The organism is Exiguobacterium sp. EF_C8, assembly GCF_054956715.1.
Map to the genome: position 1 here is coordinate 1,987,452 of NZ_CM143264.1, position 25,513 is coordinate 2,012,964.

The 25,513-nt window shown below is 47.6% G+C and carries 23 protein-coding genes; all 23 read right to left on the reverse strand.

Annotated features, from left to right (window positions below; all coding sequences use genetic code 11):
- Window positions 1-39 precede the first annotated feature (39 nt).
- On the reverse strand, window positions 40-1,272 hold the full coding sequence (locus ACY2IG_RS10725) for a M16 family metallopeptidase (protein WP_035407082.1): 1,233 nt from the start codon (window positions 1,270-1,272) through the stop codon (window positions 40-42).
- Window positions 1,273-1,346: 74 nt separating this feature from the next.
- Entirely contained in the window at window positions 1,347-3,566 is a 2,220-nt protein-coding gene (gene pnp, locus ACY2IG_RS10730) for a polyribonucleotide nucleotidyltransferase (protein WP_290751315.1), read from the reverse strand.
- A 138-nt stretch (window positions 3,567-3,704) separates the two neighbouring features.
- The gene (gene rpsO, locus ACY2IG_RS10735; protein ID WP_023468676.1) at window positions 3,705-3,974 is read right to left on the reverse strand and encodes a 30S ribosomal protein S15; all 270 of its coding nucleotides are present in this window, start codon (window positions 3,972-3,974) and stop codon (window positions 3,705-3,707) included.
- 123 nt (window positions 3,975-4,097) lie between these two features.
- Entirely contained in the window at window positions 4,098-5,027 is a 930-nt protein-coding gene (locus tag ACY2IG_RS10740; protein WP_035407075.1) for a bifunctional riboflavin kinase/FAD synthetase, read from the reverse strand.
- Window positions 5,028-5,043: 16 nt separating this feature from the next.
- A complete protein-coding gene (gene truB, locus ACY2IG_RS10745; protein ID WP_035407072.1) occupies window positions 5,044-5,952 on the reverse strand; it encodes a tRNA pseudouridine(55) synthase TruB in 909 nt (302 codons plus the stop codon).
- A 50-nt stretch (window positions 5,953-6,002) separates the two neighbouring features.
- Window positions 6,003-6,344: a 30S ribosome-binding factor RbfA gene (gene rbfA / locus ACY2IG_RS10750; protein ID WP_035407069.1), complete on the reverse strand. Its 342-nt coding sequence runs from the start codon at window positions 6,342-6,344 to the stop codon at window positions 6,003-6,005.
- Window positions 6,345-6,383: 39 nt separating this feature from the next.
- Window positions 6,384-8,555 (reverse strand): translation initiation factor IF-2, encoded by a 2,172-nt coding sequence (infB, locus tag ACY2IG_RS10755; protein WP_035407064.1) that lies wholly within the window; start codon window positions 8,553-8,555, stop codon window positions 6,384-6,386.
- A gap of 15 nt (window positions 8,556-8,570) precedes the next feature.
- Window positions 8,571-8,873, reverse strand: coding sequence for a YlxQ family RNA-binding protein (locus ACY2IG_RS10760; RefSeq protein WP_023468681.1), 303 nt, complete (start codon window positions 8,871-8,873; stop codon window positions 8,571-8,573).
- A complete protein-coding gene (gene rnpM, locus ACY2IG_RS10765) occupies window positions 8,866-9,090 on the reverse strand; it encodes an RNase P modulator RnpM (protein ID WP_050677664.1) in 225 nt (74 codons plus the stop codon). Before rnpM ends, ACY2IG_RS10760 begins: the two co-directional genes overlap by 8 nt.
- Window positions 9,091-9,138: 48 nt before the next feature.
- On the reverse strand, window positions 9,139-10,248 hold the full coding sequence (gene nusA, locus ACY2IG_RS10770) for a transcription termination factor NusA (protein ID WP_023468683.1): 1,110 nt from the start codon (window positions 10,246-10,248) through the stop codon (window positions 9,139-9,141).
- 17 nt (window positions 10,249-10,265) lie between these two features.
- Window positions 10,266-10,733 carry a ribosome maturation factor RimP gene (rimP, locus tag ACY2IG_RS10775; protein WP_023468684.1) on the reverse strand — a complete coding sequence of 156 codons (468 nt, stop codon included), beginning with the start codon at window positions 10,731-10,733 and terminating at the stop codon, window positions 10,266-10,268.
- 129 nt (window positions 10,734-10,862) lie between these two features.
- Complete coding sequence (locus ACY2IG_RS10780) at window positions 10,863-15,134, reverse strand: PolC-type DNA polymerase III (protein WP_197026226.1); 4,272 nt, start codon at window positions 15,132-15,134, stop codon at window positions 10,863-10,865.
- Window positions 15,135-15,281: 147 nt separating this feature from the next.
- Complete coding sequence (locus ACY2IG_RS10785; protein ID WP_035407061.1) at window positions 15,282-16,982, reverse strand: proline--tRNA ligase; 1,701 nt, start codon at window positions 16,980-16,982, stop codon at window positions 15,282-15,284.
- A 34-nt stretch (window positions 16,983-17,016) separates the two neighbouring features.
- Window positions 17,017-18,258, reverse strand: a complete 1,242-nt coding sequence (rseP, locus tag ACY2IG_RS10790) for an RIP metalloprotease RseP (RefSeq protein ID WP_462617916.1) — start codon at window positions 18,256-18,258, stop codon at window positions 17,017-17,019.
- Window positions 18,259-18,272: 14 nt separating this feature from the next.
- Window positions 18,273-19,427 carry a 1-deoxy-D-xylulose-5-phosphate reductoisomerase gene (locus tag ACY2IG_RS10795; RefSeq protein ID WP_035407056.1) on the reverse strand — a complete coding sequence of 385 codons (1,155 nt, stop codon included), beginning with the start codon at window positions 19,425-19,427 and terminating at the stop codon, window positions 18,273-18,275.
- A 14-nt stretch (window positions 19,428-19,441) separates the two neighbouring features.
- Window positions 19,442-20,242: a phosphatidate cytidylyltransferase gene (locus ACY2IG_RS10800; RefSeq protein WP_462617917.1), complete on the reverse strand. Its 801-nt coding sequence runs from the start codon at window positions 20,240-20,242 to the stop codon at window positions 19,442-19,444.
- 19 nt (window positions 20,243-20,261) lie between these two features.
- The gene (locus tag ACY2IG_RS10805; RefSeq protein WP_035407050.1) at window positions 20,262-21,002 is read right to left on the reverse strand and encodes an isoprenyl transferase; all 741 of its coding nucleotides are present in this window, start codon (window positions 21,000-21,002) and stop codon (window positions 20,262-20,264) included.
- A gap of 79 nt (window positions 21,003-21,081) precedes the next feature.
- Entirely contained in the window at window positions 21,082-21,639 is a 558-nt protein-coding gene (frr, locus tag ACY2IG_RS10810) for a ribosome recycling factor (RefSeq protein WP_023468691.1), read from the reverse strand.
- Window position 21,640: 1 nt separating this feature from the next.
- Window positions 21,641-22,360, reverse strand: a complete 720-nt coding sequence (pyrH, locus tag ACY2IG_RS10815) for a UMP kinase (RefSeq protein WP_029342047.1) — start codon at window positions 22,358-22,360, stop codon at window positions 21,641-21,643.
- Between the two features lie 111 nt (window positions 22,361-22,471).
- Window positions 22,472-23,353 (reverse strand): translation elongation factor Ts, encoded by an 882-nt coding sequence (gene tsf / locus ACY2IG_RS10820; protein WP_023468693.1) that lies wholly within the window; start codon window positions 23,351-23,353, stop codon window positions 22,472-22,474.
- Between the two features lie 82 nt (window positions 23,354-23,435).
- Window positions 23,436-24,170, reverse strand: a complete 735-nt coding sequence (gene rpsB, locus ACY2IG_RS10825) for a 30S ribosomal protein S2 (protein ID WP_012370721.1) — start codon at window positions 24,168-24,170, stop codon at window positions 23,436-23,438.
- 129 nt (window positions 24,171-24,299) lie between these two features.
- Window positions 24,300-24,728 (reverse strand): hypothetical protein, encoded by a 429-nt coding sequence (locus ACY2IG_RS10830; protein ID WP_035407047.1) that lies wholly within the window; start codon window positions 24,726-24,728, stop codon window positions 24,300-24,302.
- Between the two features lie 11 nt (window positions 24,729-24,739).
- Window positions 24,740-25,513, reverse strand: a complete 774-nt coding sequence (locus tag ACY2IG_RS10835) for a FliA/WhiG family RNA polymerase sigma factor (protein ID WP_462617918.1) — start codon at window positions 25,511-25,513, stop codon at window positions 24,740-24,742.

Here is a 25,513-nt window from a genome sequence, read left to right on the forward strand (position 1 = left end):
CATCGTCATTTCATATGTTTCATCTATTCCGTTCTGCTGTCATGCTTCCTCTTCTTGGTCTGCCGGAAGAATATAGGCCTTTGCCGGTTCCTCCGAAAAGATGTGCTCAATCAGCCCTTCGATGTCCGATGGACGAATTCGTTCTACATCCGCTAGTACTTCTTCGAGTGACGGGTGACGATGCAGATGCAACTCATTTCGGGCATTTCGGTTCATATGGCTCGATGTGCCTTCGTTTCCTAAAATCAGAGAACCTTTTAGCTGTTCAATGCCATCTTCGAGTTCCTTAGCGGATAGTCCGTCTCGCTTCAAGCGATCAATCTCAGCAGCGAGAACCTGTTCGACCTCTTCGACTGATTCCGGAGACGTACCGACATAGATCGTGAACGTGCCATGATCGTCAAACGTCGTGTAATAGGAAAAGACTGAATAAGCAAGACCGCGTTCCTCTCGGATTGATTGGAACAAGCGACTCGACATCGTCGCACCGAATGCATTGTTGAGTAAGGCGAGGGCAGGCAATCGTGGATCAGCAGAAGGAATCGCACGGAAATTATAACAAATATGTGCCTGTTCCGTATCCTTTTCCTTACGAATCACACCATTTTGTAACCTTGGTGACGCTGTCTCACGGGTCTTCGATCGTGATATGAGGATCGACATCCGCTCTTGAATCTGCGTAATCAACTCGTCTGAGACGTTTCCGGCAACGGAAATGACGATTTGATCCGGAGCATATGCTTCTTCGAGATACTGTTCAATCATTGTACGATCAATCCGAAGCACACTCTCTTCCGTTCCAAGAATCGGACGAGCCATGACATCCTCTCCGTAAGCCGCAACAGCTAATAACTCATGGACGAGATCATCTGGTGTGTCATCGTACATTTTAATCTCTTCAATGACGACCTTTTTCTCTTTTTCTAGTTCCTCCGCATCGAACGTCGATTCGAGGAACATGTCCGCCAACACTTGAAAGGCTTCACCTGCATGTTCATCTAATGTCTTGACGTAATAACACGTTTGATCCTTACTCGTGAACGCATTAATATTTCCACCAAGTCGGTCAAAATAAACCGCAATCTCTTTTGCCGTATGGCGTTTTGTTCCTTTGAACATCATATGCTCGATGAGATGACTGATACCATGCTCCTCGATCTGTTCCGTCCGACTTCCTGCTTGAATGAAGATTCCGGTCGCGACGCTGCGTGCTTCTGGCATCCGTTCAACGATTAGTCGAACCCCGTTTTCTAGTTGTATCCGTTCGATCATAGTAATTCCTCCAAATATAGGAAACAAGGTGGCTCTCGTTGCATTCTCTGCACCGTCGAGCCACCTTGGATTCATTAGTTACGACGTGGTGGACGTTGTCCGTCACGTGGTGGGCGTGAACCCTGATCCCGGCGTGGCGGGCGGTTCTCACGCTCTGTCTTTTTCTTTTCTTCGTATGCGGCACGGTCTTCTTCGCTTAATCCTTCGACGAGCAGGACTTTGTGCGACGCGTTAACGCGTCCTTTGTCATCGATTTCTGTGACACGGACTTTTAGCTTATCTCCAAGTTTAACGACATCTTCCGTTTGACCAACACGGTCAAGTGCGAGTTCCGAGATGTGGACGAGTGCGTCTTTTCCTTTGAACAATTCGACGAATGCACCGAATTTCTCAACGCGACGGACCGTTCCATCGAATTCTTCACCGACGACGACTTCACGGACGATATCTTCGATCAATTGACGGGCACGATCGATGCCAGCTTGATCCGTCGAAGCGATAAAGACTGTTCCGTCTTGATCGATGTCGATCTTAACGCCTGTCTCATCGATGATACCGTTGATGACTTTACCACCAGGTCCGATGACATCACGGATTTTATCTGGATTGATTTTAAGTGTGACGATTTTCGGCGCGTATTGCGACAATTCGACACGCGGTTCAGCAATGACAGATTGCATATGCTCAAGAATATGCAGACGACCAAGACGTGCTTGTTCAAGTGCTTCTTCAAGAATTTGACGCGTGATTCCGCCAATTTTCATATCCATTTGGAGAGCTGTGACACCTTCGTGAGTCCCAGCGACTTTAAAGTCCATATCTCCGAGATGATCTTCCATCCCTTGGATATCTGTCAAGATCGAGTAATTTTCGCCTTCCATGATCAACCCCATCGCGATACCAGCGACAGGTGCTTTTAATGGAACACCCGCATCCATCATGGCAAGGATCGAACCACAGATGGAAGCCTGTGATGAAGAACCGTTCGACTCAAGCACTTCTGACACGAGACGAATCGTGTACGGGAAATCAACTTCATTCGGAAGAACTGGTAAAAGTGCGCGTTCTCCGAGTGCCCCGTGACCAATTTCACGACGACCTGGTGCACGCATCGGACGTGCTTCCCCAACTGAGAATGGTGGGAAGTTATAATGGTGCATGAAACGTTTCTCTTCCTTCAGACCAAGTCCATCAATGATTTGAGCGTCACCCGCAACACCAAGTGTCGCTACAGACAAGACTTGTGTCTGACCGCGTGTGAACAGACCTGAACCGTGTGCACGTGGCAAGAGACCGACTTCTGAATCAAGCGGACGGATCTCAGCAAGACCACGACCATCTGGACGAACTTTGTCTTCCGTGATGAGACGACGGACTTCGTCTTTGACGAACTTGTTGAGCACGCCTGATACTTCTGCCAGTTGCTCTGCTGTGACAGACTCGTCAGCTGCATATAACTCGATGTATTTTGCGATGACTTCGTTGATAGCAATGTCACGCGCTTGTTTTTCTTCAACTTGAACCGCTTGTGTGACTTCTGCTAATGCTTCTGCTTTCAGGCGATTGACGATTGTCTCATCGAAGCTTGATACCGTATATTCGAACTTCTCTTTACCGACTTGTGCGACGATTTCTTCTTGGAACGCGATCATTTCCTTGATGACATCGTGTCCAAGTAAAATCGCTTCAAGCATTGCTTGTTCCGATACTTCCTTCGCACCTGCTTCAACCATGTTGACGGCATGTTTTGTTCCAGCAACTTGAAGGTCGATGTCGCTGACTTCCATTTGCGCTGAAGTCGGGTTCACGACGAATTCTCCGTCGACGCGACCGATCGTCACGCCTGCGATTGGACCGTCGAATGGAATATCCGAGATCGAAAGCGCAATCGAAGCCCCGATCATCGCAGCGACTTCTGGTGAATTGTCAGCATCTGACGAAAGAACCGTCGTCGCCACTTGTACGTCGTGACGGAAACCATCCGGGAATAATGGACGGATTGGACGGTCAATCAGACGCGAAGTCAAGATCGCGCTCTCTCCAGGACGTCCTTCACGTTTAAGGAATCCACCTGGGATTTTCCCTGCCGCATATAATTTTTCTTCATAGTTCACTGTTAATGGGAAGAAATCTAAGTCCTTTGGTTGTTTTGATGCAACGACCGTAGCAAGAACGGCTGTATCACCGTAGCGAATCAATGCTGCTCCGTTCGCTTGTTTTGCTAATTGACCGATTTCAATCGTTAATGGACGTCCACCGAGTTCGGTCGAAAACGTCTGTTTTGTTTGTGACATGCACAAATCTCCTCTCACTGCTATCCGTTTTTTCATTCAAATCTAATTATGTAGGTTCTTGCGCAAAAAGTCCATGAATCGGCAAAAAAAAGAAACAGGAGACGATGCTCCTGCTTCCCTACCTCGTTCTCGTCGAAATTAGCGACGGAGACCAAGACGCTCGATCAACGAACGGTAACGTGCAACATCCTTGTTACGAAGGTATGTGAGCAAGTTACGGCGACGACCGACCATTTTCAAGAGACCACGACGTGAGTGGTGATCCTTTTTGTGTGTACGTAAGTGATCGTTCAAAGTTGTGATCTGTTCAGTTAAAACAGCAACTTGTACTTCCGGCGAACCAGTATCGCCTTGTTTCGTAGCATATGCTTCGATGATTTCGTTTTTACGTTCTTTTGTGAGTGCCATTGTCACTCCACCTCCATCTTATGAATGACCGTATTCCCGAGCATCGGATGGTGAGACCAGATGCCAAGTGAATCGGCTGTACGTGATCGTACTGACCTATCATAACGAACCCTGTCCGTACTGTCAAACGCTTAATTGTACATTTGCTTCTTCGCGGTCCCGTGCCAATTGTTCTTTCAATTGATCGATACCGTTGAAGGCTTTTTCATCGCGTAAGTAAGCGATCCATTCAAGCGTCAATTCTTGACCATAAAGATCTTCATCAAAGTCAAGAAGATGCGTCTCGATACTGACGTCTCCCGTCTCATAGAACGTTGGGCGTCTCCCGACATTCGTCATCGCCTTGAACCGGCGACCGTCTGCTAAGCGAACGAATGTCGCATACACACCAAGTTTCGGAATGACGTAGGCGAATTCCGGTCGCATGTTGGCTGTCGGGAAACCGATTTGCCGTCCGCGTGCGTCACCGTGAATGATCGTGCCTTTGATTTGGTAGGGTTCTCCAAGCAAACGTGCAGCCGGTTCGACTTCTCCTGCAGCAAGTAAACGACGAATCCGGGTTGAGCTGATCTTTTCAGCTTCTTCTTGGAATTCTGCTACAACGGTATGCGTAAATGTGCCACGACTATGAAAATCAAGCGTCGCCATTTTGCCGGCTCCGAAGCGACCGTAGGAATAATCGAATCCAGCAACGACGTGTTCTGCTCCAGACGCAATCAGATATTCGTCGACGAAAGCTTGCGGTGATAATTCCGAGAAAGGAATCGTAAACTCAATCACATAAACACGATCGACACCAAGCTGCTCGAGTTTCTCTAATTTGCGTTCAAGCGGCGTGATGTAGTGGACTGGTTCATCCCCTTTACCAAGCACTTGTTTCGGATGGGGATCAAAGGTCATGACAGCCAAAGGCAGGCGACGAGCCTCCGCTTCTTTTAGTGCTGCTGCGATGACTTGCTGATGTCCGAGATGTACACCGTCAAAAAAGCCGAGTGCGATGACAGCAGGGTCTTTTTGAGGTTGTTCCGGATATGTTAAATGTATGATGTCCATGATGCTCTCTCCGATCTTAATCGATTTGTAGCATGACCTCAACGCGTGCTACCTGTTCTTCTGGAAGACGTCGATATAGCGCTAAAGGTACGTCTTCTTCATTATAGACAGTAAACAGCTCGAATTCGACTGGAATGCTTGTCAGCTTTGCTCCGTTCAATACACGCTGTGCAGTCGACGCATCGACCGTCAAGCGCGGCCATTTTTGGATGACGTGTTCAATCGGTAGAACGTGTTGCATCCGTTCTTCGACCGTCTCATACGATTCGAGTGTCTCAAGAGTCACTGTATCCGTCTCAGCAATCGCACCAGAGCCTGTCCGGCGTAGTTCACTCATGTGTGCCGCGTAACCAAGTCGTTCTCCGATTTCTACTGCTAATGTCCGAATATACGTTCCTTTTCCACAAGCGATATCAAGACGGAAACGACAAAGACCACCTTCGAACACAAGGTCCGATGTCCGTTCTAATCGATCGATGCGGACGATTCGTGTCGGTCGTTCGACTTCAATGCCTTTTCGTGCATATTCATATAATTTTTTCCCATTCACTTTAACAGCTGAATAATACGGTGGCGTCTGCTCGATCTCTCCTGTCAATTGAGTCAAGATGTCCTCAATTGCTTCCTCGGTAATAGTTCCCGGTTCAACCGCTGTTTCGCGAACTGTTTCCCCGTGCGCATCTTCCGTTGTCGTTGCAAAGCCAATCGTCACTTCCGCCGCGTAGCGCTTTCCTTCATCCGTGATGAAGCGGGCAAGCTTCGTCGCTCGACCGAGACAAATCGGTAAGACACCCGTTACTTCCGGATCAAGCGTACCTGTATGTCCGACTTTTTTCGTTTGAAACAAGCGACGTAGACGAAAGACGCAATCATGACTCGTCATACCCGCTGGTTTATCTAACGGTAATACTCCGATGGGTTCCACGTTATTTCCTCCTTGAAAAAAGGCAACCACACACGTGGTTGCCTTAGATGTTAATCTTTGTTCAAATTCCGAAGCAACTCATCAATGCGTGATCCGTATTCGACAGAAGAATCGACCTCGAACAATAGTTCAGGTGTTTTCCGTAGACGAATCCGCGATCCGATTTCCTTGCGCATGAAGCCTTTTGATCTTTCGAGACCGATGCGCGCATCCTCACGTGCTTTTTCGTCACCGAGGACCGAGTAGAAGATCGTCGCTTGTTGTAAGTCTCCTGTCACTTCGACACCTGTGACGGTAATCGTCTTGACGCGAGGATCCTTGACATCTTTGATGAGCAATTGCGTAATTTCCTTACGCATCTGTTCGGCGACACGATTCGAGCGTAAACTCATAGTTATTCCCTCCAGTTCGGAAGAATGGATTCCGTTCTGTTACTTCCGTTTGACTTCTTCCATGATGAACGCTTCGATGACATCATCGACTTTGATATCATCATATTTTTCAATCTTAATTCCACACTCATAGCCAGTAGCGACTTCTTTGACATCATCTTTGAAACGACGAAGTGTATCGAGTTTTCCTTCGTAGATGACGATACTGTCACGAACGACACGGACGCCTGCATCACGCGTCAACTTACCTTCTGTGACATATCCACCTGCGATCGTACCGACTTTCGATACTTTGATGACATCGCGGACTTCAGCTTGACCGATGATTTTTTCAACGAATTCAGGATCAAGAAGACCTTTCATCGCTTGCTCGATTTCTTCGATTGCGTTATAGATGATCCGGTGAAGACGAATTTCGACTTTCTCCTGATCCGCCATTGATTTCGCGTTACCATCCGGACGAACGTTGAATCCGATGATGATCGCATTCGCTGCCGAAGCAAGGATGACGTCACCTTCCGTGATGGCACCGACACCTGAGTGTACGATGTTAATTTTAACACCTTCGACATCAATTTTCTTCAATGAACCGGCTAAGGCTTCAACTGAACCTTGTACGTCACCTTTGATGATGATGTTGAGGTCCTTGACTTCGCCTTCTTTAATACGATCGAAGAGATCTTCTAAGCTGACTTTCGCCGAATCACGACGTTGTGCTTCGATTTCACGCTGGTAACGCGCTTCACCGATTTGGCGGGCTTTTTTCTCATCTTCGAATGCGAAGAATTGATCGCCTGCTTTCGGTACGTCGTTCAAACCTGTGATTTCGATTGGCGTCGATGGTCCAACTTCTTTAACACGACGACCGATATCGTTGACCATTGCCCGGATACGACCGAACGTGTGACCGACAACGATTGGATCCCCAACACGAAGTGTCCCGTGTTGTACGAGAAGCGTCGCGACTGGACCGCGTCCTTTATCGAGTTTCGCCTCGATGACTGTTCCGCGACCGTTCATTTCTGGTGTTGATTTGTATTCTTGTACTTCTGAAACGAGAAGAATCATTTCGAGCAATTCATCAATGCCGTCACCTTTAAGTGCTGAAACGGGTACGAAGATCGTATCGCCACCCCAGTCCTCTGCAACGAGTTCGAACTCTGTCAATTCTTGTTTGACACGGTCTGGGTTTGCGCCTTCTTTATCCATCTTGTTGACAGCAACGATGATTGGAACGCCAGCTGCTTTCGCGTGACTGATCGCTTCTTCCGTCTGTGGCATGACACCGTCATCCGCTGCAACGACGATGATCGCGATATCCGTGACATCTGCTCCACGTGCACGCATTGTCGTGAACGCCGCGTGACCTGGTGTATCAAGGAACGTAATTTTCTTGCCGTCGATCTCAACTTGGTAAGCACCGATGTGCTGTGTGATCCCGCCAGCTTCGCCTGCAGTGACCTTCGTGTTACGAATCGAATCAAGTAATGTCGTTTTACCGTGGTCAACGTGTCCCATGATCGTAACGACCGGTGGACGCTCAGACAATTCGTACTGGTCGAGATTCAATTCGTACTGATCAAAGTCCGTCTCATCGACTTGGACTGTCTTCTCGACTTCAAAGCCGAACTCTGTCGCGAGAAGTTCCACTGTCTCGTCATCAAGATCTTGGTTGATGTTCGCCATGACACCGAGACCCATCAATTTCATGATCAGTTCATTCGGTTTTTTCGCCATTTTTTCAGCGAGTTCACCGACTGTCAAGTTGTCAGAGTATTGAACGACGTTTGCCATCGCCTCTTCTTGTGCACGGCGAGCAGCTTTACGTTGACTCGACTTCGAGTTCGGATCCGCTACTTCAAGTTTACGCGGTTCTGCTTTCTTTTGGTTCGGACGACGTTTGCCGCCACGGTTGTTACGGTTGCCGAATTCTGGGCGTCCGCCTTTGCTGTTACGTGATTGGTTACCTGCTGGTTTGTTTGTACTTCCTGGTCGGTTCGGTTTATTATCTGATTTCACTTGTTTTGGAGCCTCCGTCTTTTGAGCCCGATATTTCTCGGGATTAAATACTTGATCGAGTTGCTGTACTGTCTGTTCATCTAATACTGCCATATGATTCTTGACTGGTTTCTCCAGCTTTTCAAGCTGGGTGATGACCTGCTTACTTGTTACATTTTGTTCCTTGGCGAATTCGTATACACGTTTACCCAAAGGATCCACCTCCAATTAGTCGTTCGAGAGGAGTTCAGTTAGCTTTTTCGCAAATCCGGCTTCATTGACTGACACGACAACACGCGCATCCTTTCCTAATGCTTGACCGAGAATCGTACGGTCGGCGACTTCTAGGTAAGGAACCTGATAACTCGTACATTTATCTGTGACTTTCTTACGCGTGGCAGCCCCCGCATCTGCTGCTAAAAGAACAAGCTTCGCTTGCCCTCCTCGTACTTCTTTCAGTACGAGTTCTTCTCCCGTCGTCACTTTTCTAGCTCGATTCGCGAGACCGAGAAGGGATTCCCATTTACTCATTTGTACCTCCCGCGATTTCAAGCAATTCATCGTATAAGGCATCTGTCGTCTTGACCTTTAAATGATGATCAAGCGTCCGTTTTTTCTTCGCCGTCGCAATGACTGCCGCATCTTTCGATAAATAGGCACCCCGCCCATTCATCTTACCATTTAAATCGATGACGACTTCTTGTTCAGGTGTTCGGACGACACGAATCAACTCTTTTTTTGGTTTCATTTCTTGTGTGATGACACACTTTCGTAATGGTACCTTTTTTTGCACGAATTATTCCTCGCCTTCAACTTGGACCGCTTCTACTGCCGGCTCTTCCGTCGCGAAGACATCTTCGAGATCCATCGCTTCCGCTTCAGACTCGCTCTTGATATCGATTTTCCAACCAGTCAATTTTGCTGCGAGACGTGCGTTTTGACCACGTTTCCCGATTGCAAGTGACAGCTGGAAATCCGGAACGACGACGATCGTCGCTTTCGCTGGTTCGTTGACATAGACTGCAACGACTTGAGCTGGGCTGAGTGCGTTCGCAACATATTCTTTTGGATCATCCGAGTAACGAACGATATCGATTTTTTCCCCGTTCAAATCATTGACGATGCGTTGTACACGTGCCCCTTTTTGTCCGACACATGCGCCAACTGGATCGATGTCGTCCGCTGCGACTGCGATTTTCGAACGATCGCCCGCTTCACGCGCAACAGACTTGACTTCGACTTCGCCACTTGAAATCTCTGGTACTTCGATTTCGAAGAGACGTTTTAAGAGACCTGGATGTGTCCGTGATACGAGAATTGATGCTCCTGATCCTTTGACCATCGGATCAACTTTCGTGACGTACACCTTAATGCGATCACGAATCCCGAAACGCTCATTCGGCATTTGCTCGTGTGTCGTCAATACAGCTTCGATTCCTTCTAGATTGACGTATAGGTTCCGCGCATCTTGACGCTCGACGATACCCGTCATGATCTCATCTTCACGATCCGCGAAGTGATTGTAAATGCGTTCGCGTTCTGCTTCACGCATTTTTTGTGTGACGATTTGTTTTGCTGTTTGTGCCGCAACGCGACCAAAATCGCCTGGCGTCACTTCGACTTTATGGAAATCGCCGAGTTCATATGTCGGATCGATTTCGTGCGCCTCTTCAAGCGAGAGTTGTTCCTCTGGTTGCGTCAATCGTTCGACGACTTCCTTGAGCGCGAAGACACGAATGTCTCCTGTCTGCTGGTCGAATTCGACCTTTACAGCCTCCGACTCTTTTCCGAAGTTGCGTCGGTACGCTGAAATCAATGCCTGTTCGAGCGCATCGATGATGATGTTCTTGTCAATTTCCTTCTCTTTCGCGATTTGATTGATCGCCTCGAGTAACTGTGGTCCCATCGTTCTCTTCCTTTCCGTCAGAACATTACCGCAAGTCGCGCAAGTGAAATCTTGTCGACCGGTATCTCAATTTTCAATTTTCTTGTTTTGACACGCACTTCGATTTCAAGCATCTCAGGTGTGTACGCGAGCAACGTTCCTTCGAATTCAACCGCATTCTTTACTGGATCGTGCGTTTTGATGTACACATGTTTCCCAATCGCCTTTTCGAAGTCCTCGTCTTTCTTCAGTGGACGTTCCGCTCCTGGACTAGCGACGTCGAGGTAATACGGCTCGTCGATCGGATCATTGTCATTCAATGCTTCCGATAACTGTTCATTGATTTTGACGCAGTCTTCAAGATCTACGCCACCCTCTTTGTCGATGGAGACACGTAGGAACCAATCCGCCCCTTCTTTGACGAATTCAACGTCGACTAGCTCCATCCCCTCTCGTTCGACGATTGGTTTTGCGAGCGCTTCGACCTTTTCCGTTACGTTCGTCATCTTCATCCTCCTTCAAAAAACAAACAAGAAAGGAGCAGGTCCCCCTACTCCTTCCAAGTCGTAGTATAAAAAACATTTCCTCACTCAATATAGCATAGGAAAGCGCTCAAAGCAAGTGTTCCTAAGGGCTTACAAGTCGAACAAGGAGAGCTGATTCTCGTCTGGTAACCCTTCGAGACAGCCTAGGTTATCGAGCGTCTCGATGATGGATTTCGATAACTTGGCGCGTTTTTGGAGATCTTCCTTTGAGAGGAATTCGCCGCCTTTACGTGCTTCGACGATTTGCTTCGCAGCATTCGTCCCTAGACCTGTCACGGCGTTAAAAGGTGGTAACAACGTATCCCCGTCAATGAGGAATTCCGTTGCACTTGAGCGATAGAGATCGACCTTTTGGAACGTAAAGCCGCGTTCAATCATCTCGAGCGCGATTTCAAGAACCGTGTACAACCCTTTGTCCTTCGCCGTTGCCTCGAATCCTTTATCCTTGATGTCTTGCAAAACTTTCCGAACAGCAGCAGAGCCCTTATTCATCGCACCGATGTCAAAGTCACCCGCACGTACCGTAAAGTACGAAGCATAGTAATACATCGGATGATGGACTTTATAATAAGCAATCCGGACAGCCATCAAGACGTAAGCGGCAGCATGGGCTTTCGGGAACATGTACTTGATTTTCTTGCAGGAATCGATATACCAGAGCGGCACATCGTTCTCGATCATCGCCTCTTCCATGTCAATCGAGAGTCCTTTTCCTTTACGGACCGACTCCATGATTTTAAAGGCAAGTGAAGGTTCAAGACCGGCATAAATCAAGTAGACCATGATGTCATCTCGACAACCAATGACATCTTTTAGTTCACACGTTCCGTTGTAAATTAATTCGCTGGCATTTCCGAGCCAGACATCCGTTCCGTGTGAGAGTCCCGAAATCTGGACAAGTTCCGAGAACGTCGTCGGTTTCGTCTCTTCTAACATTTGGCGGACGAACTTCGTCCCGAACTCCGGAATACCGAGCGTTCCCGTTTTTGAATCAATCTGTTCCGGCGTCACACCGATCGATTCCGTCGAACTGAAGATTTTCATGACTTCTGGATCATCGACGGGAATCGTCTTCGGATCACGTCCCGATAAATCCTGTAGCATCCGGATCATCGTCGGATCATCGTGACCGAGGATATCGAGTTTGAGTAAGTTATCGTGAATCGAATGGAAGTCGAAGTGTGTCGTCTTCCATTCAGAACCCATATCGTCCGCCGGATACTGAATCGGACTGATATCATAGATATCCATGTAGTCCGGTACGACGATGATCCCTCCCGGGTGTTGACCAGTCGTCCGTTTGACGCCAGTGACACCACTGACAAGACGATCGACTTCCGCATTCCGATATGTCAGCTCATTTTCTGACTGATACCCTTTGACATAGCCATACGCCGTCTTCTCAGCGATCGTACCGATCGTTCCGGCACGGTAGACGTAATCGTCACCGAACAAGACTTTCGTATAGGCGTGTGCTTGCGGCTGGTATTCTCCACTGAAGTTCAAATCGATATCCGGTACCTTATCCCCTTTAAATCCAAGGAACGTTTCAAACGGAATATCATGACCATCCTTGAACAATGGGATATCACATTTCGAACAGGACTTATCCGGCAAATCGAATCCAGAACCAACGGAACCGTCATCAAAGAACTCCGATTCCTTACAATTCGGACAGACATAGTGTGGCGGCAATGGATTGACTTCCGTGATCTCCGTCATCGTCGCAACGAGACTTGATCCGACCGATCCCCGTGAACCGACCAAATAGCCGTCGTCGAGTGATTTTTTTACGAGTTTATGGGAAATCAAATAGATGACAGCGAATCCGTGACCGATAATCGACTTCAACTCTTTTTCGAGTCGGGCTTCGACGATCTCCGGTAACGTCTCGCCGTAAATCCGGTGCGCCATATCGTACGACAGATTCCGAACTTCTTCGTCTGCCCCTTCGATCTTCGGTGTATAAAGATCTTTTGGAATGATATCAATGTTCTCGAACTGTTCCGCGACGGCTTGACTGTTCGTGATGACGAGACGTTCCGACACATCTGGTCCGAGGAACTTAAAGTCGTCCATCATTTCCTTCGTCGTCCGGAAATGCGCCGGTGGCAATTGTTTTCGCATGTTCAGCATGTTTGCTCCACCTTGCGTCCGGATCAAAATTTCTCGATACGTGGCGTCATGTTGATCGAGATAATGTACGTTACCAGTCGCGACTGGTAAGATGTCATGTTCTTCCGCGACACGGATGATCTTTTTGATCAGTTCGCGCAGTTCAAGTTCATTCTGAACGATTTCCCGTTCGATCAAATGACCATACATCGCTGGTGGTTGAATCTCGATGAAATCATAGAACTGCATCACTTTTGCTAAATCTTCGTCCGACTTATTCAAGGCGGCATCAAATACCTCGCCGTTATCACAAGCTGACCCGATGATCAATCCATCCCGATGTGCGATGAGTTGCGAGCGTGGTGTCCGCACGACACGGTGCACGTGTTTTGTGTGAGCAATCGAAATCAATTGGTACAGATTCTTCAAGCCCGTCCGGTTCTTCGCATAGACCGTCGCGTGGTATGGTCGTGCCCGCGAGATATCTTTTCCCATCTCTCGGTTGAGTGAGGCATGTGTCTTCATGTTGAACATCTCATCTGCCATTTGAAGCAACTTGACCATCAAATATCCTGTCGCTTCCGCATCATAAATGGCGCGGTGATGCTGCGTCAATTCGATGTCAAATCGTTTCGCGAGTGTGTTCAACCGGTGGTTTTTAAGTGTCGGCATCAGGACACGGGCTAACTCAAGCGTATCAATGACCGGTAAGACTGATTCATCGTGACCACCAGACCGGAGTGTCGCATTCAAGAATCCAATATCAAACGAGGCATTGTGGGCAACGAGAATCGAGTCGCCGACCCAGTCCATGAATTCCTTGACGACTTGTTCCGGGTCTGGTTTTCCCCGGACCATATCATCGGTAATCCCTGTCAAGTCAATCGTCGTCGCCGACAATAGATGCTTCGGATCCGCGAATGCTTCGAATTTATCGATGATATCACCATCGTGGATTTTAACAGCTGCAAGTTCGATGATCTTGTTGTACATCGCCGATAAACCAGTTGTCTCGACGTCAAAGACGACGAATGTCGCGTCATCCAAATTGCGCTCCACCGGATGGTAGGCGACTTGCACCCCGTCATTGACGACGTTTGCTTCAATTCCGTACAGTACCTTGATATCGTTTTTCTTTCCGGCATAGTAGGCATCCGGAAAACTTTGTGCACCGGCGTGATCCGTGATCGCGACAGCAGGGTGACCCCATTTTGCGGCACGCTCGACGTATTTTGTCACGTTCATGACGGCGTCCATCTGGCTCATTTGCGAATGCGCATGTAACTCGACACGTTTCTCGCCTGCCCAAGGGTCAGCAGGGGCTTCCATCTTCACTTCTGACAGTTGGGCAATCATCATACAGAGATCGCGCAGGAACGTATCGAACTCGACACGACCTGCTGCTTGAATCCACATGCCTTTTTTGATGGCTGAGAGGATTTTGACGTCTGTTTCGTCACGCGCAAACATTTTGACGACGAGCGAGTCCGTATAATCTGTCATCTTGAACGTAAAAATTGTCTTCCCACTTCGTAGTTCACGACTCTCAGCTGAGAAAACAAGACCACGGATCGCAATCCGTCGTTCCTCATCTTGAATCGTCTTGATCGGAACGATCTCATCTTGAATTGGTTTCCCGATCCGGATTTCGACAGGGCCATCATCGTCATCTCGCGATTGTTCCCGTTTGAATTGCAACTCGAGCATCCGTTTTGCTTCTTCCATGTCTTCCTGTTTCACCTGATTTCGCAACGCTTCTTGTTTCGATTCGTTGATCTGAACAATCGGTTCACAGTTGAATTTTGGGAATCCGTAAGCACTATAGAGTAATTGTAATTCCCCACATAAGCTACTCTTTAAGAAACCTGCTTCCGGTTCACTTCGGACCGGAATGAATAGTTTCTGTTCTTTAAACTCCGGTAAGACACGCCCGAGTTGTGTCCGCATTGCCGATGAGACATCTGCGAGATCCTGCACGACATATGGCCAGTAATCATGATACATCCGTTCATCTGGACGGCTATCTGCGTGTAATATGATTTTGACTTCGGCAAATTGCTGATACCGACTTGTCAAACGACTCGTAAAGAGTTGATAGACGTTTTGGGGTAAAACATGTGGCAAGCGAATTTCAAATGTCCAGGTTGCCTTTGCTTTATTGACGCGAAGCTTCTCGAGAACTGCTTCGTGAAAGTATTCTTCAATGATACCGTTCGGTAATTCCAAGTCACTGAGCAACAGTGACATGCGTTGTTGTGTATCCACTCGCAATTGTGCTGTCTGATCGCTTCACACCGTGACAGCAACTCCTCCTCCTCTTGCGGATTGCCCAAGGGGCGAATGGGTGTGAGACAAGAAAACAGTCACTTTATGAAAAGTGACCGTCTCCATTCTTTATTCTAAACCTTCATAGAGTGAACGAACAGCCTCAACGACTTGTTCCTGTCCAACTTCTTCTGCATCGCCACCACGACGGGCTTTTAATTCGACGATTCCTTCTGTCGCTTTTTTCCCGACGTTCAAGCGAACCGGTAGACCGATCAAATCAGCATCAGCGAACTTGACACCTGCTCGTTCTTTCCGGTCGTCAAGCAAGACGCTGAATCCTGCAGCCGTCAACTCACGGTATAGTGTCTCTCCGAGTTCGAGTTGTTCTGCATTTTTACCGTTGACGACGATTAAATGAACATCGTATGGCGCGATTGCTTTTGGCCAAATGATTCCACGCTCATCATAATGTTGTTCAACGACTGCCGACAATGTCCGCGAGACACCAATGCCGTAACAACCCATGATGAGAGGTTGTGCTTTACCGCCCTCGTCGAGGAACGTCGCTCCCATTCCTTCTGAGTAACGTGTTCCGAGTTTGAAGACTTGACCGACTTCAATCCCGCGAGCGAACTTGACTTGACCGTTACCGTCTGGTGACGCGTCACCTTCTTCTGCGAAGCGCAAGTCTGTATATTCTGCTTCGAAATCACGGCTTGGGTCGACATGGATATAATGCGTTTCCGCTTTATTTGCACCACAGACAGCGTTCGTCAAGGCACGAATCGCGTAGTCCGCGACGACCTTCATATCTGCCCCGATTGGTCCAAGTGTTCCAGGCGTTGAGTGAAGCGCTGCTTCAATCTCTTCGTCGCTCGCCATCGTGATGTCGAGTGCACCGAGATAGTTTTTCAACTTGATATCGTTGACTTCGTGATCGCCCCGGACGAGTGCCATGACAAGCCCTTGCTCCGTCTTGAAGATGACGGTCTTGATTGATTCGTTTGCTGGTAAATTCAAATGTGCGCTGACCGCTTCGATCGTCTTCGCATCTGCCGTATGCACTTCTTCAAGTGCTTCTGGTGCTTTGTCTTGCTTCGGATAGGCATCGATCGACTCTGCCATCTCTAAGTTTGCCGCATAGTCCGACTGATCCGAATAGACGATCGTATCTTCACCGATTGCTGCTAACGCATGGAACTCATGTGTTCCACTACCACCTATCGCACCTGAGTCAGCGACGACTGGACGGAACTCAAGACCGACACGTGTGAAAATCCGCGAATACGTATCAAACATGTTTTGATACTCTTCGTCTAAGCTCTCTTGTGAAGAATGGAACGAATAAGCGTCCTTCATGATGAACTCACGACCACGTAATAAACCGAAACGTGGACGACGTTCGTCACGGTACTTCATTTGAATCTGGAAGAGATTGACCGGTAACTTTTTGTACGAGTTCAATTCATCACGAACGATCGAAGTGATCAGTTCCTCGTGTGTCGCTCCGAGCGCGAACCGGCGATCATGACGATCCGTCAAGCGCATTAATTCAGGTCCATAGATATCCCAGCGTCCTGTTTCTTCCCATAGTTCAGCTGGTTGAATCGCTGGCATCAGTAATTCTTGCGCACCCGCCGCTTCTAATTCCTCGCGGATGATCGTCTCGATGTTTGCGAGTACTCGTTTTGCGAGTGGTAGATACGAATAGATCCCAGCGGCATTTTGACGCATGAATCCTGCACGAAGCAAGAGTTGGTGACTGATGGCTTCTGCATCAGATGGTACTTCACGCAACGTTGGCATGAATAGTTTTGATTGTTTCATAATGAGTCACGAACTCCTTTGACTGAGTGATTAATTAAAAGAATTTTTGAATGTCGTTCCAAGTGACGACGAGCATGAGTAGCATCAAAAGCGCAAAACCGACGAAGTGAACCAATCCTTCTTTTTGAGGATCAACTGGTTTACCGCGTAAGGCTTCAAGGAAGAGGAACAACAATCGTCCTCCGTCAAGTGCTGGAAGTGGCAATAAGTTGAAGACTGCTAAGTTGACGGACAACAATGCTGTCCATGTCAATAGCATCGAGAACCCACTATCTGCGACCTGATCGGTCATTTTGACGATCCCGACTGGTCCTGATAATTGATCGACGCCGACGACACCCGTCACGAGATCTCCAACAGCTCCGACAATGAGCGTCGACATCCGCCATGTTTCTGAAACTCCGGTTTGGAGTGCTGTCCCGAATGATTTTTCTGTCTCATTCGTGACGCCGATGATGCCGACCTTCTGTTCTCCTTGCTGTTGTACTTTTGGCGTGATTTGTGTTGTCGTTTCTTTCCCATCACGTTCGTATTTCACTTCTGTCGCTTTACCGGCACGATCTTGGAATCCAGCACGTAAATCAGTCCATTTGGCTGTATCCTGACCGTTGACTGAGACAATCCGGTCACCTTCAACAAGTCCAGCTTGATCGGCCGGAGAACCCTTTTGAACTGTTCCGATGACGCTGTCCCCCGTTGGAGAGCCATTATATAAGGCAAGACCGAACAGGATAACGAACGCGAGGACAAAGTTCATGAACGGTCCTGCAGCGATCGCAAGGACGCGCTTCCATACGGATTTCGAACCGAATGTACGATCGTAAGGTGCAATTTGTGTCCGTGTCTGACCTTCAACGAGAAATGCTGTCGGTGAAACGGGGTAGCGAACCAATGTCTCGTCTTGTAATCCAACGAGTTCGAGTTGACGCAATAAGTCAATCCGTTCGACAGTAACGACTTGGTCGACTTGTGGCTGATCCGCATCGAAATAAATCGTCTCGATGACGCCGTCCTTTAACTGTAATCCGACGGTTTGACCTGATTTGATCTCAACGAGTTCCGGTTCTTCACCCGCCATCTTGACGTAACCGCCGATTGGCAACAGACGTACCGTATACAACGTCTCATTCTTAAACACTGAAAAGATCTTCGGTCCAAATCCAATCGCGAATTCCCGACAGAGAATACCTGCCCGTTTCGCCATCACGAGATGACCCCATTCATGGACGGCGACGAGTACACCGAACATCAGCACGATTGAAATAAAGGTCGTCATTACTTATCCCATCCTTAGTTAGCGAATGTAAGAGACGATACGAACTCACGCGCCCATCGATCAGCCTCAAGGATTTGATCCAAGGAAGGCTCCTCGATAAGTTCATGAGCTTGAAGCGCCGCCTCAACGCTCGCTTCGATTTCTAAAAAGCGAATGTCTCCTTTTAAGAAGCGATCCACCGCTTGTTCGTTCGCAGCATTGAGTACTGATGGCATCGATCCGCCGGCTTGACCTGCTTCAAAAGCAAGTCGCAACAACGGATAACGCTCAAATGAAGCATCAGCAAAGTGTAGGCGTCCGATTTCCTTTAAGTTTAACCGTTCTCCCCCTTGAATTTCAAGGCGGGACGGATATGTAAGAGCGTACTGAATCGGTTCTCGCATGTCAGGCATACCAAGTTGTGCCATGACCGCACCATCGTTGAATTCGACCATCGAGTGGATGATGGATTCACGGTGAATGACGACATCGATATCTGCATAATCGACATCAAATAACCAATGTGCTTCAATGACTTCGAACCCTTTGTTCATCATTGTCGCAGAATCAATCGTGATTTTTGCTCCCATCGACCAGTTTGGATGCGCTAGTGCTTGTTCGACCGTAACATTCGCTAACTCATCCCGCGTTTGGTCGCGGAAGCTACCACCTGAAGCCGTCAAGATGATTTGACGCACATCTTCACGACGTTCCCCGTTTAAGCATTGGAAAATCGCCGCATGTTCACTGTCAACTGGTAAGATCGTCACGTTTTTCTCACGTGCCAACTTCATGACAAGATGACCTGCCGTGACGAGTGTCTCCTTATTCGCAAGACCAATCGTCTTACCCGCCTCGATTGCAGCAAGCGTTGGACGTAAGCCAACAGCTCCTACGACCGCTGTAATGACCGTATCGACTTCGGGATGCGTCACGACATCAAGCAATTTTTCTTCACCGACAACGATCGTTGGCTGATAAGTCAAGTGTTGCTCGAGTTCTTGACGTGTCGTCTCATCTTGGACGCCGACAAGCATCGGTTGCAGACGGTTCAACCACGGTATGGCGACCGTCGTGTTTCGACCAAATGCAAAACTCGTCAATTCAAAAAGGTCTGGATTAGCCGCAATGACATCGAGCGTCTGCGTACCAATCGATCCTGTACCACCGATGATACTGATTTTCTTCATAATGAAGTGCCTCCTCAAGCAAAGATATCAAGTACGACGAGGACCGTAAAGACGATCATCATGCTGTCGAACCGATCTAGAATACCACCATGACCCGGTAGTAACGTTCCAGAATCTTTCACACCATAATGGCGTTTGTAAGCAGACTGGACCAAGTCACCAAGTTGCCCAACGATGGCAACGATGATGGCAAGGACAATGACTTTCCCAAAACCGACTGTCGGTTCGATACCTTCAAATACGACACCGAGTAAGATGGCAAGCAGTACGCCACCGACTGCCCCTTCGATCGTTTTGTTGGGACTGATCGACGGCCACAGTTTATTCTTACCGAATCGTTTCCCGACGAAGTAAGCGCCTGAATCCGTGAACCAGATCAAGAGGATAATCAACAGTGACCACGTTAATCCGTGTTCGAGTAAGCGGATATAGGCGAATGATGCAAAACCGACACCGACATACACGGCCGTCAGCAGTAAAAACGCAACATCATCGAACGTAAAGACATTTTTTGAGAATACGTTCCAGAAGAGACCGATCAATAAAATGATCATTGCCCAAGCGATTGGCGAAAGTCCGATCGGAAGCGTCTGATCGACTGCTTCTTCATAAATACCAACGAAAGGCAATAACGTCCCAATACCAAACAGAATCCGAGGAACGCGTGAGCCGCTCCATTGTCGCATCCGAACGAGCTCGGTATATCCGAGAAGCGTTAAGATTGCCATAAATGCTAAAAAGGGAAGTCCGCCGAGATACAGAAGTGCCAAAAAGATAGCACCAGCCCATATCCCTGTGATGATTCGAGTTTTCATAAGCTAGTTCCTCATTTAATCAGACGCCACCGAATCGGCGTGTCCGTTGATTGTAATCTTCAATTGCTGCTAAGAAAGCATTTCGGCGAAATTCTGGCCACAAGACGTCTGTGAAATAAAACTCCGCATATGCCGCTTGCCAAAGTAAAAAGTTTGATAACCGTTGTTCCCCACTCGTTCGAATGACGAAATCGACGTCGGTTACGGATCCTGTCATCAACTCGCGTTCAATCGTCTCCGTTGTAATCGCATCCGGTGACAGTGTTCCTGCCTGAACCTGTTCGCCCAGTTTTTGCATGACTTGAACGAGTTCATCGCGTCCTCCATAATTCAGAGCGAAAATCAGACGAAGTCCTGTATTATGTTGCGTATCCAGTTTCGCTTGTTCCACTGCCTCACGTGTGAAATGAGGGAGGCGTGATACTTCTCCTGCTACCTCGACTTTAACATTTTGCGCGTCTAACTCTTTTAAATCCGACTCTAAGAATTGCGCCGGCAGCTTCATGAGAAAACTCACTTCTTCTTCCGGACGCGTCCAATTCTCCGTCGAGAAAGCATATAATGTCAGACTCTTAATGCCGAGTTCATTTGCAACCCGAACGACTTCACGAATCGATTTCATACCTTCGCGATGTCCCATGATACGCGGAAGTCCGCGTTTTTGTGCCCATCTACCGTTTCCGTCCATGATGATAGCGACATGCTCTGGTACCCGATCATAGGTTTCGGTTTCTTTCGTCTGATTCAACCATTGAAACATCCGCACTTCCTCCTCTCTCAATTATGAAGAAAGGGACTCTTCGTGTGACAAAGAGTCCCCCCCATGACGATCCGTCGCGTCATACTTCCATGATTTCTTGTTCTTTTTCCGTTGCCGTCTGATCAAGTTGTTTAACGAACTTGTCTGTCAACGTCTGAACATCTTCTGTGTATCCACGCAGATCATCTTCTGTCAATGCACCATCTTTTTCTTGTTTCTTTAACTGCTCGTTCGTATCACGACGAATATTACGGAGGGCAACTTTACCTTCTTCCGTATACTTCTTGACGAGTTTGACGAGTTCCTTCCGACGCTCTTCCGTTAATGGTGGAATCGCAAGACGGATGACCGTACCATCAGACGACGGCGCAAGACCAAGATCAGCACGTTGAATCGCTTTTTCGATTTCGCTGACCATTGATTTATCCCAAGGAGTGATCAAGATCAGACGTGCTTCTGGTGTGTTGACGTTCGCTACTTGATTAAGCGGTGTCGGTGAACCGTAGTATTCGACTTGAACGGGATCCAAAATCGCAACGTTTGCACGACCTGCGCGGAGCGTCGCAAGTTCTTTCTTAAGTGAAAGATGTGCTTTCTCCATCCGTTCTTCGGCTTGTTTTAAGATTTCTTTTGACATATTATTTCCCCCTTACGATTGTCCCGATTTCGTCACCGATGACGACACGTTTGATGTTACCTTCTTCCATCAACGAGAAGACGATGAGCGGGATGTCATTGTCCATACAAAGTGAAGTTGCTGTAGAATCCATAACTTGAAGTCCATCTTTTAAGACGTCCAAGTAAGAGAGCGTCTCGAATTTCTTCGCTTCTGGATCAACATTCGGGTCAGCTGAGTACACACCATCGACGTTGTTTTTCGCCATTAAGATGACCTCTGCTTCGATTTCAGCTGCACGAAGAGCAGCTGTCGTATCTGTCGAGAAGTACGGGTTCCCTGTACCTGCTGCAAAGATGACGACGCGTCCTTTTTCAAGGTGACGCATCGCACGGCGGCGGATGTACGGTTCTGCTACTTGGCGCATCTCGATAGATGTTTGGACGCGTGTCTCGACACCTACATCTTCCAAGCTGTCTTGAAGCGCAAGCGAGTTCATGACTGTCGCTAACATCCCCATATAATCGGCGTTGGCCCGGTCCATCCCAAGTTCTGCACCTGTTTTGCCACGCCAAATGTTTCCAGCTCCGACGACGACCGCTACTTCAACGTTCAGTTCAACTAATTCGCGAATCTGTTCCGAGATAGATTTGACGATGACAGGATTGATTCCAAACCCTTGATCTCCTGCGAGCGCTTCTCCGCTCAATTTTAACACAATCCGGTTATATTTCGGTTGCATGACTATGTCCCCCTTGCTAAATTCCGTAAAAAAGGAACACGAACCACTTCCACACGAAAGTGGATTGAAGCATACGTGTTCCTTCTCTTGTCATCAGGATGATCCCGATTCTTATTTTTTAAGTTGGTTCATAACTTCTTCAGCGAAGTTCTCTTCGCGTTTTTCCATACCTTCTCCAACTTCGAAGCGTACGAATGACACGACTTTACCGCCTTTAGACTCTACATATTTACCAACTTTGAAGTCTGGATCTTTGACGAACGTTTGATCGACAAGGCAGATTTCCTCGAAGAACTTGTTCATACGACCAACGATCATTTTTTCAACGATGTTAGCTGGTTTTCCTTCGTTCAATGCTTGCTCAGTGAGGACTTTTTCTTCACGTGCTTTTTCTTCTTCTGTGACAGAAGTACGGTCAACGTAAAGTGGACGTGCTGCTGCGATGTGCATTGCAACGTCTTTTGCAACTGTTTCGTCTGTCGTACCTTCGATGACGACAACTGAACCGATGCGTCCACCCATGTGGAGGTAAGAACCGAAGACTGCATCATCTGCTTTTGTGAAGAGCGCTACACGACGGAGTGAGATTTTCTCTCCGATTGTTGAAGCTTCTTCTGAGATGTATGTGTCGATTGTTTTACCTGCTTCATATTCAGAAGCAAGAGCCGCTTCAGCTGTTTCTGAACCGTTACGGAGAACAGCGTCTGCGATGTTTTGAACGAGCGTTTGGAAACGTTCGTTTTTTGCAACGAAGTCTGTTTCTGAGTTGATTTCGACGAGTGCCGCTTTGTTGCCATCAACTGCAACTGCAGTCAATCCTTCAGCTGCGATACGATCGCCTTTTGCTGCTGCTTTAGCGATTCCTTTTTCACGCAAGAAATCTACTGCTGCATTCATATCACCGTCAGTTTCAACGAGTGCTTTTTTGCAGTCGAGCATACCTGCACCTGTTTTTTCACGAAGTTCTTTAACCATTGCTGCTGTAATAGCCATTCGATATTCCTCCTTATAACATCCTTATTTTCAAAAAAAAGGTGATAAAAGGTCGATTCCCTTTATCACCTGGCATCACGAATTACTCAGCGTCTGCTACTACTTCTTCAGTAGTTTCAGGTGCTACGTTATCTTCGCCTTGTTTAACTTCGAGGATTGCGTCAGCCATTTTACCAGTGAGCAATTTGACTGCACGGATCGCATCGTCGTTCGCTGGGATGACGTAGTCGATTTCGTCTGGATCACAGTTAGTATCAACAATCGCAACGATTGGGATGTTGAGTTTGTGTGCTTCTGCAATCGCGATACGCTCTTTGCGTGGGTCAACGATGAAGAGTGCATCCGGAACGCCTGGCATATCTTTGATACCGCCGAGGAATTTCTCAAGACGAGTCATTTCTTTTTTAAGAATGATGACTTCTTTTTTAGGAAGAACTTCGAATGTACCGTTCTCTTCCATTTTTTCGAGTTGTTTCAAACGGTTGATACGTTTTTTGATTGTAGAGAAGTTCGTGAGAGTTCCACCTAACCAACGTTCGTTGATGAAGTATTGACCTGCACGGATCGCTTCTTCTTTCACAGTGTCTTGAGCTTGTTTTTTCGTACCAACGAAAAGAACGTTTCCGCCTTCAGACGCTACTTCACGGATGAAGTTATATGCTTCGTCTACTTTTTTGACCGTTTTTTGAAGGTCGATGATGTAGATTCCGTTCCGTTCTGTGAAGATGTATTTTGCCATTTTTGGGTTCCAACGGCGTGTTTGGTGACCGAAGTGTACACCAGCTTCTAACAATTGTTTCATCGAGATTACTGCCATGATGAATTCCTCCTTTTGGGTTTTGGATGTCCTCCGCGATGATCGTCTGTCCAGCTAACCTATTAAAGGCACCGCAGCTGGCGATACATGCGTGCGTAATTAACACCGTAGACTAATATAGCATAAAGATTACCGAGGGGCAACCTTCGTTTGATGAGAAAGTTTAGCAATCAAAGCCACCTCGCCGGTCCCCCGATTCAAAGATCGTGCAAGCGTCTCAAGATCTGCTCCTTCTCGTAGCGCCTGCTTGATATCCGTTAACGATGGTTCCTTTGAAACGGACCGTTCGACTTCGACGGTTTCTGGCTTCTCATTTGTAGCAACCTGCACTATTTGTAAAGACGCATCCGGTACTTGATCAACGGGTTCGGTTGTCTCATATATAGATGTATCCGTCATGGCGTTGACGTGCTCCATGAAATGTAATAACACTTGTTCCGTCTCGTTTTTTTCGCGTTCTAAATGTGTGATCCGGTCTTTGAGCGCCGCCTGCTGACGAAATAAAACTAGCAGGGCATAACAGACGAGTGCAGCTAATAAGATATAAACGACAGTCATAATTCTCCCTTTCACATGGCGACACGATCTGCTAAATAGGCACTTCCGAGCGCATTTTTCAACTTACGAAGCGCTTTGGAATGGATTTGCGAAATACGGGAAGTCGAGAGTCCGAGAACTTCACCAATTTCAGTAAGCGTCAATTCCTCATAGTAGAACAAAGAAACGACAAGTTGTTCTTTTTCTGATAACCCTTCGACTTCCTCTGCCAGTTTAGCAATCAACTCACGCATTAACAACATATCTTCTGGTGTAGCGGTATCCGGATCAAGATAGGAGACGGTCATCGCTTTTCCCTCATCTTGTGACGTGACTGCTTCATCGATCGATAATACATTCGCGAAATAACTTTCTGCTAACGCACCCTTGACCTCGTCTGGTGTCATATTGACGATAGAAGAGACTTCTTCTATCGTCGGCGTCCGTTGCAAGGATTGTTCTAGGATCTCGACAGCTGCCTCGACCCGCTTTGCTTTTTCGCGTAAGGAACGTGGTAACCAATCGATTTTACGAAGCCCATCTAAAATAGCTCCTCGAATCCGAAAGGCGGCATACGTGTCGAATTTATTATTATGATTTTGATCGAATTTTTGAAGCGCATCGTACAATCCCATCATCCCTAAACTTTTCAACTCGTCTCGATCGACACTTTTAGGCAATGTCGCACTTAAACGCTGAACGTGGTATTGAACAAGTGGTTCATAATTGTGAAGTAACAGGTCTGCCACCGCAATATCGCGTGTGGTCAGCCATCGATCCCAAAGTTGTTGTAATTCCTCACGCAT